General features: G+C 72.6%; 10 protein-coding genes and 1 pseudogene. 8 read left to right on the top strand and 3 right to left on the bottom strand.

Features of this window, described 5'->3' with window-relative positions:
• Positions 1-203 precede the first annotated feature (203 nt).
• Both ADK64_RS28110 and ADK64_RS28105 read left to right on the top strand, forming a co-directional pair.
• Complete coding sequence (locus tag ADK64_RS28110) at positions 204-668, top strand: hypothetical protein (protein ID WP_053663310.1); 465 nt, start codon at positions 204-206, stop codon at positions 666-668.
• Positions 669-801: 133 nt separating this feature from the next.
• Entirely contained in the window at positions 802-2,148 is a 1,347-nt protein-coding gene (locus tag ADK64_RS28105; protein ID WP_078992873.1) for a serine hydrolase domain-containing protein, read from the top strand.
• Positions 2,149-2,180: 32 nt separating this feature from the next.
• On the opposite strand, the gene ADK64_RS28100 is transcribed toward ADK64_RS28105, so the two are convergent.
• On the bottom strand, positions 2,181-3,722 hold the full coding sequence (locus tag ADK64_RS28100; RefSeq protein ID WP_053663308.1) for a helix-turn-helix domain-containing protein: 1,542 nt from the start codon (positions 3,720-3,722) through the stop codon (positions 2,181-2,183).
• A gap of 337 nt (positions 3,723-4,059) precedes the next feature.
• Here ADK64_RS28100 and ADK64_RS28095 point away from each other — a divergent pair, with 337 nt between their 5' ends.
• From ADK64_RS28095 to ADK64_RS28080, 4 genes are all read left to right on the top strand, one after another.
• On the top strand, positions 4,060-4,680 hold the full coding sequence (locus ADK64_RS28095) for an L-threonylcarbamoyladenylate synthase (protein ID WP_053663306.1): 621 nt from the start codon (positions 4,060-4,062) through the stop codon (positions 4,678-4,680).
• Positions 4,681-4,802: 122 nt separating this feature from the next.
• Positions 4,803-5,558 (top strand): dienelactone hydrolase family protein, encoded by a 756-nt coding sequence (locus tag ADK64_RS28090; RefSeq protein ID WP_053663304.1) that lies wholly within the window; start codon positions 4,803-4,805, stop codon positions 5,556-5,558.
• Between the two features lie 165 nt (positions 5,559-5,723).
• Entirely contained in the window at positions 5,724-6,923 is a 1,200-nt protein-coding gene (locus ADK64_RS28085) for a glycoside hydrolase family 64 protein (RefSeq protein WP_234384719.1), read from the top strand.
• Between the two features lie 557 nt (positions 6,924-7,480).
• Positions 7,481-8,221, top strand: coding sequence for an SDR family NAD(P)-dependent oxidoreductase (locus ADK64_RS28080; protein ID WP_053663303.1), 741 nt, complete (start codon positions 7,481-7,483; stop codon positions 8,219-8,221).
• Positions 8,222-8,311: 90 nt separating this feature from the next.
• On the opposite strand, the pseudogene ADK64_RS28075 reads toward ADK64_RS28080, so the two are convergent.
• Positions 8,312-8,599 (bottom strand): annotated as a pseudogene (locus tag ADK64_RS28075) (DUF1905 domain-containing protein).
• Between the two features lie 190 nt (positions 8,600-8,789).
• Here ADK64_RS28075 and ADK64_RS28070 point away from each other — a divergent pair.
• Together ADK64_RS28070 and ADK64_RS28065 are read left to right on the top strand one after the other, a co-directional pair.
• Positions 8,790-10,292, top strand: a complete 1,503-nt coding sequence (locus ADK64_RS28070; protein WP_107093109.1) for a metallophosphoesterase family protein — start codon at positions 8,790-8,792, stop codon at positions 10,290-10,292.
• 68 nt (positions 10,293-10,360) lie between these two features.
• A complete protein-coding gene (locus ADK64_RS28065; protein ID WP_053663299.1) occupies positions 10,361-11,389 on the top strand; it encodes an LLM class flavin-dependent oxidoreductase in 1,029 nt (342 codons plus the stop codon).
• A gap of 1 nt (position 11,390) precedes the next feature.
• Here ADK64_RS28065 and ADK64_RS28060 read toward each other — a convergent pair whose 3' ends face one another.
• Positions 11,391-12,365: a TauD/TfdA dioxygenase family protein gene (locus ADK64_RS28060; protein ID WP_053663297.1), complete on the bottom strand. Its 975-nt coding sequence runs from the start codon at positions 12,363-12,365 to the stop codon at positions 11,391-11,393.
• Between the last annotated feature and the right edge of the window lie 71 nt (positions 12,366-12,436).

Genomic DNA, 12,436 nt, shown 5'->3' with positions numbered 1-12,436 from the left:
GACGCATCCGCCTCCCTCAACTGCCGAACCGGCAGCCGGAGTTCGAACGCACCGACTCAAACGCCAGGCCACGCCACCCCTTCCGCCGCGTAGGAATATCTACGAGCATGCATATGCCGGGTTGGTGTGCAGGCGCACGAAAGGCCCGGTCATGGCCGTTCCCTGCGCCGAGGGTCGGCGAGCGAGGACATCGGGAGCAGCGCATGACGAAGACGATGTGGACGCAGGGCGTGGAGTGGCTGGCCGCGGCGGCAGACCCCCGCTCGTGCACAGGAGAGTGGGATCACGGCGAGGGCATCGCACTGCTGGAGGCGGGCCGCTTCTGGGACGTGCTGAGCGTCCCCGACCGGCTCGGCCTGCTCACCCTGGACCTGCTGTGGCGACCGGGGGTGCGGGGGCCCGGGCCGACGCTGGTCGACACGGCGGCGGGCCGGGTCGGGTTCTTCGTGCCGCCGGACCCGTCCGGGGGCTGGGTCGGCGCCGGACTGCGCTACGCGGCCAAGGGGGCCTGGGTCGCCGTACCGCCGCCGTACCGGGCCGCGCGCTTCCTGGAATGGCTGGTCCCACCCGACGGCACCGGTACGCTCCACGCGCCCGACGCCCTCGAGGAGGCCCTGCGGGAGGCCAACGGCACCCTGGCCGTCCTCGCGCCACTGTGCGGACGGTGACCGGTCGGACGCACGTTCCGCCGCCCCCTCGGCCCGACGGGCGGGGCGGGGGGTGCGCTCCTACGCTGGGGAGGTCCGGGCTCCGACGTCCCGCTCATCGCACGTTCGGCTCTCACGTGCTTGGAGTCAGCCCATGTCGCCATCGTCCGCACGCCTGCTCGAAGGGGTCACGGTCGCCGTCGCGGTGGGGACGCTGATGACACCGCTCGCCGCCGGGCCCGTCCGGGCGGCACCGGCCGCCGTGCCCGCCGCCCTCGTCGCCGACTCGCCGAGCCCGTCCCCCTCGGGGCCCGCCGTCCGCGCCCTCACCCCCGCCGTGGCGCGCCGACTCGACGCCGCCGTACGGAAGGTGCTGCGCGAGGCGAACGTGCCCGGCGCGACCGTCGGCATCTGGACGCCGGGGCAGCCCGGCTACGTCCGCTCGTTCGGTGTCGCCGACAAGAGCACGGGCCGGAAGATGGCGCCGGATCTGTACATGCGTATCGGCAGTGAGACCAAGACGTTCACCGTGACCGGGCTGTTGCAGCTGGTGGACCGGAAGAAGGTCGCCCTGGACGACCCGATCGGCAAGTACGTCGCCGGCGTGCCCAACGGGAACAGGATCACGCTGCGTCAGCTGGCCGGGATGCGCAGTGGCTTGTTCAACTACTCGGAGGACCCGGGCTTCTTCAAGGCGCTGACCTCGAACCCGTCGCGGCGCTTCACGCCCCGGCAGTTGCTCGCCTACTCCTTCAAGCACCCGGTGCTGTTCCAGCCGGGGCGGGAGTTCTCCTACTGCAACACCAATCTCGTCCTGCTCGGTCTGGTGGTCGAGAAGGAGAGCGGGCAGCACCTCGGGGACTACGTCAAGCAGCACGTCCTCGATCCGGCCGGAATGAAGGACACGCTCTTCCCCACGGGCAACGAGTTCCCCACCCCGCACGCGCAGGGCTACACCCAGCAGACGGCCGACGGCAAGGTCGCCGACACGGCCGACTGGAACCCGTCCTGGGGCTGGGCGGCCGGCGCGATGATCTCGAACCTCGGCGATCTGCACATCTGGGCGCGCACCGTCGCCACGGGCCGGTTCCCGGACGGGAAGCCGCTGGTCGGTGCCGCCGCCCAGAGGCAGCGGCTGATCACCCCGCAGACCGCCACGGTCAAGGGCGCCGGATACGGGCTGGGCATCTTCGACGTACAGGGCTGGATCGGCCACAACGGCTCCCTGCCGGGCTACGAGTCCCTGACCGTCTACCTGCCGTCGACGCGCACGACGCTCGTCGCGCTCCTCAACACCGACATCGGCCACAAGGGGCAGGAGCCCAGCACGCTGGTGGGCAAGGCGGTCACGACGATCATCTCTCCCGCGCACGTCTACAACCTGCCGGTCACACCGACCGGTCAGGCTCCCGGGCGCGGAGCGCGGGGCCGCGACCGGACCCCCGTCCCGGTCGTGCCCCGCGGAACACTGAACTTACGTGCGATACCGGGTCCGGGGTAGCGCATGAATGCCCGGCACGGGCCGCCCGGCACTCACCCGTGCACAGGTGAGTCCGGTTCCTCCCGGTTCGTCGTACCGAGGTCGGGTACGGACAGCTCGCCGACGGCCAGATGGGCGAGGACGGTCTCGTACAGATCGGTGCCGCCGGCCGTCAGCCGGCGTTCCAGGACGGGTTCGGCCGCCCGGACGTGTTCGCGTACGGTCTGGGCGTGGACGCCGAGCGCCCGCGCCGCGCGTTCGGCGTGCGCGTCGGCGGCGATCCAGGCGCGCAGGGTGCCGCGCAGGTCCCGGCCCTCCTCGTCGAGGCGGCCGAGGAGCCCCTCGCCCCAGGAGCGCAGGGCGTGCGTGCCGAGCAGGTGGGTGAGCCCGTCCCGGTCCGCAGCGCGGGCCGCGGGGCCACCGGGATCGTACGGGCCGTGCGCCGCCTCGGTGTTGAGCGCGACGTGGGCGACGGCGCGGACGGCCAGCCGGGACAGATCGGCACCGAGCAGCGCGGCGACCCGGTCCATCCGGGCGCGGACCGTGTTCCGGCTGACGCCGAGCACCTTGGCCGCGCTCACGGCGGTGAACTCCAGGCCCAGCCCGGTGGTGGCGAGCAGTTCGGCGCGCACGTGATGCGGCAGCCGGTCCAGCGGACGCAGCACACGAGAGGCCCAGGCGTGCAGTCCGGCCGGGTCCATGAGCTGGGCGGGGCGGGTGCGGGCGGCGTAGACCGCGGACCGCTCGGGCCGGAAGTGGGCTACGGCGAGGGCGGTGACGGCCTGTCCGTAGGCGGTGGCGGTCAGCGCGAGGCGCTGGCGCGGGCTGCCGCCGAGGAAGGTGCCGGGCCGGCCGGCGATGATCGACCGCAGCCGCTCCTCCACCTCGGCCGACGGGCCGACGACGATGACGTGCCCGTCCACCGCGGGGCAGCGCACGACGAGCGCCCGGCCGGTGGTGGCGTCCACGCAGGTGTCGGCGAGCCGGTCGCGTTCGGTGGCGGAGGTCTCGACGACGTACACGCGGGCGGTGTCCTGCTCCAGCAGCCCCGGCCACAGCCCGGCGGCGACCCGCCGGGCGGAGACGGTGTCCTCCACCATCAGCAGTTGCAGGATCGCCAGCCGCAGATCGGAGGTCGCCCGCCGCAGCCGTCGCCCGGAGGCCAGCAACTCCCGTTCCCTGAGCAGCAGTTCCAGGACGCCGGCGGTGTGGCTGAGGATCTCGGCGGTCTGCCGGTCGAAGGGGGCGGAGCGGGCCACGGCCAGCACGGCTCCGGCCGCCGGGCCGGGTCCCGCGTGCCGGATCCCGACCAGGCGCACCTGCCGTACGCCGTCCTGGAGAGCCGCGGCGGCGACCCGGCCGGCGACGACGTCGGCTACCACGGCGGCGTCGAGCGGCAGCCGCTCACCGGCGAGCAGACGGCCGTGCCCGTCCTGGAGGCACACCGTCGCCCGTGTGCTGCGGGCGAGCCAGGCGACGAGTCGGTCGAGATCACGTCCGGCGGGCCGCAGATGGTCCAGCAACTGCTGCGCCCAGGCGCTGTCGCCGTCGTACGGCCGCACAGGCGCCGCACCCTCGTCCGGTCGGCCCGCCACGTGCCTCCGCCCCCTCGTCTTCTCCGCGTTGACCTGGGCATACGCACCGGGCAGGTTACCCGAAGGGGCCCGCTTGCGTCCCCCGCACACGGACATGGCTCCGCCGACGGCCCGGGGGGGGGTGGACCGTCGGCGGACACGAGCGCCCGAGGCCGGGGGGGGTGGCCCAGGACGGCTCACTGATCGGATGCCCCGGAATCCGGGGAGTACGCAGGAGACGGGAGGGGACTTTCGGGGCGGTGGGGTCGGACGCGGCTCACGACAGCGGTGACGCCGTGCTCGGCGACGTACCGCATCGGATGCGCGTGTGACGCGCGGGGCGGCATAAGCTCGACGGGTGGCGAAGTACTTCGACGTGCACCCCGAGAACCCGCAGTCGCGCAGCATCGCTCAGATCGCCGACGCGGTGCGCTCGGACGCACTCATCGCATATCCGACCGATTCCTGTTACGCGCTGGGCTGCCGGCTGGGCAGCCGGGACGGGATGGAGCGGATCCGCTCCATCCGCCATCTGGACGACCGGCATCACTTCACACTGATGTGCCGGGACTTCGCGCAGCTCGGCCAGTTCGTACGGGTGGACAACGACGTCTTCCGGGCCGTGAAGGCGTCCACGCCCGGCAGCTACACCTTCATCCTCCCGGCCACCCGCGAGGTGCCCCGCAAGCTGCTGCACCCGAAGAAGAAGACCGTGGGCGTGCGCATCCCCGACCATGTGGTCACCCAGGCACTGCTCGCGGAGCTGGGCGAGCCGCTGCTGTCCAGCACGCTGCTGCTGCCGGACGAGGAGGAACCGCTGACGCAGGGCTGGGAGATCAAGGACCGGCTCGACCATGTGGTGGACGCGGTGGTGGACTCCGGCGAATGCGGCACCGAGCCGACGACGGTCGTGGACTTCTCCGGCGGCGAGGCGGAGATCGTCCGGCGCGGCGCCGGGGACACCGACCGCTTCGAGTGACCGCGGCGGCCGTGCGGCACACCGGGTGCGGCTTCGGCGATCTTGCGTGACAGCATGGGCCGTAGCCGGCGCCGGGGGGCTACCGCCGTCCGGCGCCCATTCCCCAGGGAGGCCTGTTCACCATGACCGATGTCCAGGGAAGCGACGTCGACATCCGGACCGAGGACGGCGTCGCCGACGCCTACCTCGTCCACCCCGCGGACGGGCGCCCCCGTCCGGGTGTGCTGTTCTACCAGGACGCCTACGGCCTGCGTCCGCACCTGAAGAAGATGGCCGACCGGCTGGCCGCCGCCGGCTACACGGTGCTGGTGCCCAACGTGACCTACCGCCTCGGCCGTGCCCCGGTCGTCGAACTGCCCGAGTTCAAGGACCCGGGCAAGGACCCGACCATCTGGCAGAAGCTCGGCCCGATCGTGTTCGCGCTGAACCCGGAGATGATCGGGCGGGACTCCGATTCCTATCTGCAGTGGATGGCCGACAGCCCGCTGGTCGCCGACGGGCCGGTCGGGATCACCGGCTACTGCATGGGCGCCCGGCTCGCCCTGTGGACGGCGGCCGCGCATCCGGACCGGGTGGCGGCCGCGGCCGGGTTCCACGGCGGCGGGCTCGCCACCGACGATCCGACCAGCCCGCACCTGGGTGCCCCGCGCATCAAGGCGGAGCTGTACCTCGGACACGCCGACAACGACCACTCGCTGCCGCCCGAGCAGATCGAGCGCTTCGAGAAGGCCCTGACCGATGCCGGGGTCCGGCACACCTGCGAGGTCTACGCGGGCGCGCAGCACGGCTACACACAGGCGGACACGCCGGCGTACGACGAGGAGGCGTCCGAGCGGCACTGGGCCGCCCTGTTCGGCCTGCTCGAGCGCACCTTCTGACACCAGCCGACACCGGTGCACGGCGCCCGCCGCACGGCGGGCGCCGTGCGTCACCCTGTTCACCTCATTGACATGCACGCGCTGTGGCACGAGTCTGAGAGCGCTCTCAGAAAGGTACGGACCACGATCCGTACGACGACCCCGACCCCACACGGAGGTAGGAGAGTGCCGCACACACTCACGCGCCCCGCGCTGCCCTTGGCGGCCGCCGCGGCCCTGGTCGGCGGGGTGCTCGCACTCGGCGCCCCGGACCGCGCCGACGCCGCCGTACCCGACACCGTCCCGTTGAAGATCACCAACAACTCGGGCCGTTCCGAACCGGTCTACCTCTACGACCTCGGCACCCAGCTGTCCTCCGGGCAGCAGGGCTGGGCCGACGCGAACGGCACCTTCCACGTCTGGCCGGCCGGTGGCAACCCCCCGACGCCCGCACCGGACGCGTCGATCCCCGGCCCGGCCGCCGGGCAGTCCACGACGATCCGGATACCGAAGTTCTCCGGCCGGATCTACTTCTCCTACGGCCAGAAGCTGGACTTCCGGCTCACCACCGGCGGCCTGGTGCAGCCTGCCGTGCAGAATCCGTCCGACCCGAACCGCGACATCCTCTTCAACTGGTCCGAGTACACGCTGAACGACTCCGGCCTGTGGCTCAACAGCACCCAGGTGGACATGTTCTCGGCGCCCTACGCGGTCGGGGTGCAGCGGGCCGACGGCAGCGTGAGCACCACCGGGCACCTGAAGTCCGGTGGATACACGGGCGTCTTCGACGCCCTGCGCGCACAGCAGGGCGGCTGGGCCGGGCTGATCCAGACCCGCTCCGACGGGACCGTGCTGCGCGCCCTGTCGCCGCTGTACGGGGTGGAGACCGGAGCTCTGCCGGCGAACGTGATGGACGACTACGTCAACCGGGTCTGGCAGAAGTACTCCAGCGACACGCTGACCGTGACGCCGTTCGCCGACCGGCCGGACACCAAGTACTACGGGCGGGTCTCGGGCGGCGTCATGAACTTCACCGACGGCTCGGGCGCGGTCGTCACCAGCTTCCAGAAGCCGGACGCCGACAGCGTCTTCGGCTGCCACAAGCTGCTCGACGCACCCAACGACCAGGTCCGCGGGCCCATCTCCCGCACCCTGTGCGCCGGTTTCAACCGCTCGACGCTGCTGACCAGTTCGACCCAGCCGGACACCACACCCGCGGATTTCTACCAGGACCCGGTGACCAACCAGTACGCGCGCGCGGTGCATGGGCAGATGGCCGACGGAAAGGCCTACGCGTTCGCCTTCGACGACGTCGGCAACCAGGAGTCGCTGGTGAACGACGGCGATCCGCAGCAGGCGTACCTCACGCTGGATCCGCTGAGCTGACAGGACGGTCGAGGGGCTTCCGGCCGTGGCCGGAGGCCGCTTCGAGGCGGCCGGGACTCCAGCCGGCTCCGCCGACTTGCCCGAAGGCTTCGCGAGCCCAACGCATCGGTGTGGGCGCGCGGTTGGGGTGGTCCACCGGCGGCGCGCACCTTCGCCGACCGGTCCGGGCGCGCCGCGGGGCCCTGCCGTCGCCCGGACCGACCACTTCCCGGCAGGTGGGACGATCCTCGCCCGTGCGCCGCCGGGCCGCCGTCGTGCGGAGCGCGATCTCTCCGGCGGTGCAGTACCAGATCGCCCGGCACCCGTGCACGGCCCGCTCGGGAGGCGGGCCGCATTCGACCATGCGGCCCGGCAGCGGGCACGACATCCAGGGCGCTACCGTCGACGATCTGCACCGCATCGCGGATCGGCTGCCCGGCCCGCCGCGGGAGCGCGGCGCGGGGATGCGGGCCGAGACCCGGAGGAGGTCCGTGCGCAGGCCGGCGGTGGCGGGACGCCCTGAAGGGCCGGCGGGGTCCGGGACAGGGCGCGGTCGGCCCGTGGCAGGATTCTCGATCATGAGCAGCGAACAGAGCGATCGGCCCGTAGCCCTGGTCACCGGGTCCACGTCGGGGATCGGGGAAGCCGTCGCGCGGCGGCTGGCGGCGGACGGCATGCGGGTCGTCGTGCACTCGCGGAGCAGCGCGCGTGCCGGTCAGGCGCTGGCGGCGGAGCTCGACGGTGCGTACGTGCGGGCCGACCTGGAGGTGGAGGAGGAGGCCCGCGGTCTGGTCGAGGCGGCGCTCGGCCGGTACGGGCGGCTGGACGTGCTGGTGAACAACGCCGGCATCAGCTGGCCGATCCCGCACGCCGACCTGGCCGCCGCGACCCCGGCGGACTGGCGGCGCCTGCTGGAGGTCAACCTGATCGCGCCCTGGGTGCTGTGCACCGCGGCGCTTCCCGCCCTGCGTACGTCTCCCGGGGGCGGGAGCATCGTGAACATCACCAGCCACGCCGGGGTACGCCCCAAGGGCTCGTCGGTGCCGTACGCGGCGAGCAAGGCCGCGCTGAACCACGTCACCCGGCTGCTCGCGGGCGCGCTCGCGCCCGACGTGCGGGTCAACGCGGTGGCCCCCGGGCTGGTGGACACCCCGATGACGAAGGACTGGACGCAGGCACATGAACTGTGGCGGGAGCGCGCACCCATGGGCCGCCCGGCCCAGCCCGCCGACGTGGCCGACCTGGTCGCGTCGGTGCTCGCCAGCAGCTACCTCACCGGCGAGGTCATCCTGCTGGACGGCGGCCTGAACCTGACCTGACCGCCCGCCCCGCGGCCGCCGGCACCGTACGGCGGCCGGGTGTTGCGGTGCGTGCTGATCGCGGACCGACGACGGGCAGCCGTACGGCCGTCACAGGCGTACCGTCATCGCGACCGAAACCTCGTCCCCCTCCGAGAGCCCCTCCGGACGGCGCACCGCGCTCTTCAGCGGCAGCAGCTAGCCGCCGTCCCGGGGGAAGAGGGACGTGGTGAAGGCGGTGGTGCCGACCCTGGCCTCGACGGGGATCACGCCCCAGCCGTAGCTGGCCAGTGCGGCCACCTCGCGGATGTCGGCGCACTCCGCGTCCGGTACGGGGACGAAGTAGTACGGGGCGGGCCCCCGCCACTCCACGACCCGGCCGGCGAAGGCGAGTTCCATGGTCGGCCCCCTCCTGAAGGAAGACCACAGCGTACCCGTGCGGCTGCGGCCGCCGGCGTCCAGGACCGGCTGGCCGGCGCCGGTCCGGAAGCGGCCGGCGCCCTCGCCGGGGGCATCGGCACGGGCCGGTGCCGCTGGAGATCCACCCCCGCCAACCGCCCCTGACCGGCCCGTTGTTACGGTGCACGGCGTGTCTGAATCCTCACGCGATACCGCACAGGGCGCCGGCTGGGGCTCGGCCGATCCCGGTGCCTACAAGCAGCTGATGCCGGACCGCGTCGAGAAGCTGTCGTGGCTCGACCCGCGGACCCTGTGGGCCGCCCGCAACGGCGTGCTGGCGTCCTGGTTCGGCGACCCGACCGGCCGCACCCGGGGCCGCTGGGTGGCGCGCCGGGAGGCAGCCGGGGCACCCGTCGACAAGGTGATGCGACGCGAGGTCCCCGACACGTTCTCCTTCATGGTGGTCGGGGACACCGGCGAGGGCGACGACCCCCAGTACGCGGTCGTGCCAGGCTTTCTGAAGATGAGTCAGGACACCGACTTCACGGTGATCGCGAGCGACGTGATCTACCCGGTCGGCAGCGCCGCCGACTACGACGGCAAGTTCTTCCGTCCGTACCAGGACTATCCGGCGCCGATCTTCGCGATACCCGGCAACCATGACTGGTACGAGGACCTCGGCGCGTTCATGCGCGTCTTCTGCGCCGACACCCCGCCCCTCGGCCCCGAGCCCCGGCCCCGCCCGCTCACCCGCGCCTGGTGGCGTGCCCTGCTGTGGCACCGGCCCGGCCCGATCGACCAGCAACGGCTCGCCACAGCACGCAAGTTGCGCCCGGCGCCCGCTCAACAGGCCGCGCAGCCCGGGCCGTACTGGGCGATCGACGCCGGTCCGGTGCGGATCGTCGGCATCGACACCGGTCTGCTCGGCACGATCGACGCCGAACAGGGCGCCTGGCTGCGCGCGGTGTCCCGGGGGCCGAAGCCGAAGATCCTGATCACCGGGTCACCGCTGTACGTCGACGGCGAGCACCACCCGTGCGAGATCGAGGGCGGCGGGACGGTGGACGAGATCGTACGGGACGCGGAACACCACTACGTGGCCGCGATCGGCGGTGACATCCACAACTACCAGCGCTACCCGGTCGACGTGGACGGCCGCACCGTCCAGTACGTGGTATCGGGCGGCGGCGGTGCGTTCATGCACGCCACGCACACCATCCCGCGGGTGTCGGTCGCGGGCGTCACCGAGCGGGACTTCCGCTGCTATCCGCTGCGCGGCGACTCGCTGGCCTTCTACAGCCGTCTGTACGGCCGCCGGCTGCGACTGCCGCGCTTCTTCACCCTCAGCGAGTCCGAGGCGACGGCCGTCGTCGCCGAACGGCTCGGCATCGAGCCGGGCCGCGCGCCCGGTCCGGAGGCCCGGGTGACCCGGCGCACCCGGCTGGTCGCGAGCCTGCTCGGCACCGGCGGCCGCCCGGACCGTGCCTCCCGCTTCCGGCTGCCGGTGCGCAAGCTCTACACCCAGCTGTTCTCACCGAGCTCCGCCACCTACAGCCCGCCGTTCTTCAAGAACTTCCTGCGGCTGGACGTCGCCCCCGAGGAGATCCGGCTGCGCTGCTTCGCCGCGACCGGCAACCGGGCACAGGAGCTCGATCCGCCGGTCGAGGACGAGATCGTCATCGTGCTGAAGTGATCACACGGTTGTCACACCCGCCTGCCAGAATCGGAGAAGGAACCGACGTACGACTGCTGGAGGAGCCCGTGCCGTCCCCTTCCCGTCCGCTGCGCAAGCTGGGTTTCCTCACCATCGGCCTGTTCGACCCGGCCGATCCGGCCCGGGGGCACGAGTCCACGCTGGAGATCATCGAGTTGGGCGAGCGGCTCGGCTTCGACAGCGCCTGGCTGCGCCACCGTCATCTGCAGTACGGCATCTCGTCCCCGGTCGCCGTCCTGGCCGCCGCCTCCCAGCGCACCCGCCGCATCGAGCTGGGCACCGCGGTGATCCCGCTCGGCTGGGAGAACCCGCTGCGCCTCGCCGAAGACCTGGCGACGGTGGACGTGCTGTCCGGCGGCCGGCTGAACCCGGGCGTGAGCGTCGGCCCGCCCGGCCACTTCGACCAGGTCAAGGGCGCTCTCTACCCGGACACGGCGGACACCGAGGACTTCTCCTACGAGCGGGTGCGGCGGCTGGTGGACCTGGTGCGCGGCAAGCCCGCCAGCGACTTCACCGGGACCGAGGGCTTCGAGGTGTTCTCGGACGTGGTCCAGCCGCACTCCCCCGGCCTCGGCCGACGGCTGTGGTACGGCGGCGCCAGCCTCGGTTCGGCGCGCTGGGCCGGTGAGAACGGGATGAACTTCCTGACCAGCAGCGTGGTCAGGGCGGAACAGCCGGACGGGCCATGGGACTTCGCCACCATCCAGCAGTCCCTCATCAGGGCGTTCCGCGACCGGCACCCCGACGGCGAGGCCGCCCGGGTCTCACAGGGTCTGGTGGTGATCCCCACCGACTCCGCGCGCCCGGAGCAGCGCGCCAGGTACGAGGCCTACGCGGCACGGCGGCTGCCGCGCACGGCCACCCCGCAGGGCCCGGGTCGGCTGCTGTTCGCACCGGACCTGGTGGGCACCTCGGAGGAGATCGCCGAACGGCTGGGCGCGCACGCCGCGTTCCGCGAGGTCGACGAGGTGGCGTTCGCGCTGCCGTTCACCTTCGAGCACGAGGACTACGTCCAGATCCTCACCGACATGGCGACGAAGCTGGGACCGGCGCTCGGCTGGCGGCCCGCCGGCTGAGTCACCACCGGCCCCGAGCCGTACCGACGACCGGCTGCGACGGCCTGCCGTCCACCCCTACCGGCACATCGCCCTGGAGCATCACCCGATGCATGATCCGGGCGGAGCCCACGTGCGCGTGGTCGCTGGGCGCGAGGTGGATGGTGGCCCGGTTGTCCCAGAAGGCGACGCTGCCGGGCTCCCAGCGGAAGCGGACCGTGTACTCGGGACGCACCGCCTGCTCCACCAGCATCTCCAGCAGGGCCGCGCTCTCCGGGCGGGAGACGTCGGTGATCTGCTCCAGGTAGTACCCGTTGACGAACAGCACCCGCTCCCCCGTCTCCGGGTGCACCCGCACCAGCGGATGGACGGAGGCGACCTGGTGGTCCAGGAGGTGGCGGGCGTACGCGTCGTCGCCCGGCCGGGGTTGGTAGCCGACGCCGAGCCGGTGTTCCGCGCGCAGCCCGTCCACGAAGGCACGGACCGGCGCCGACAGACCGGCGTAGGCGGCGGCCAGATTGGCCCAGGTGGTGTCGCCGCCGTAGGGCGGTACGGTCTCGGCGCGCAGGATGGTCGCGGCCGGCGGGTCGATCCGGGTGCCGTAGTCGCAGTGCCAGCCGCGCAGCAGGGTGTGCCGGCGCCGGTGCAGCCACTCGTCGCGGTCCATGCCGTACCGTCCGGCCAGTTCCAGCCGGTCGGCCGTCGTCTCGATCTCGGGGAACTCCGGCGGCGAATGCGGTCCACGACGCCCGAGCGCCACCGGCTCGCCGAAGCGGCGGGCGAAGGCGACATGCCCGGCGTGGTCCAGTTCCTGCCCGCGGAAGAACACCACCTTCCAGCGCAGCACGGTTCGCCGGATCAGCGCCACCACGGCGTCGTCGAGCGGTTCGGCGAGGTCGACGCCGGTGATCTCGGCGCCGATGTGCCCCGCGACCGGCTTCACCTCCACGCCCTCGACCCGTTCCGGCTGCTCCACGGGGGACCTGTGCGTCGTCATACGCGCTCCGATGCTCGTCGGTACCGGCTCCGGACCGATCGTGTCACTGCGGAGCCCGGGACCGCGAACTC

It is taken from the genome of Streptomyces sp. MMG1121 (genome assembly GCF_001280015.1).
In the GTDB taxonomy this organism is placed as follows: Bacteria; Actinomycetota; Actinomycetes; order Streptomycetales; family Streptomycetaceae; genus Streptomyces.
The sequence above is the reverse complement of the archived record's forward strand: the minus strand, read 5'-3'. Positions and strand labels throughout refer to the sequence as shown.

What these genes read in the sequence shown, in the direction of transcription:
- ADK64_RS28060 (WP_053663297.1), bottom strand. Translation starts at nt 12,365, where the DNA reads ATGACGACGCACAGGTCCCCCGTGGAGCAGCCGGAACGGGTCGAGGGC.
- ADK64_RS28080 (WP_053663303.1), top strand. Translation starts at nt 7,481, where the DNA reads ATGAGCAGCGAACAGAGCGATCGGCCCGTAGCCCTGGTCACCGGGTCC.
- ADK64_RS28105 (WP_078992873.1), top strand. Translation starts at nt 802, where the DNA reads ATGTCGCCATCGTCCGCACGCCTGCTCGAAGGGGTCACGGTCGCCGTC.
- ADK64_RS28090 (WP_053663304.1), top strand. Translation starts at nt 4,803, where the DNA reads ATGACCGATGTCCAGGGAAGCGACGTCGACATCCGGACCGAGGACGGC.
- ADK64_RS28110 (WP_053663310.1), top strand. Translation starts at nt 204, where the DNA reads ATGACGAAGACGATGTGGACGCAGGGCGTGGAGTGGCTGGCCGCGGCG.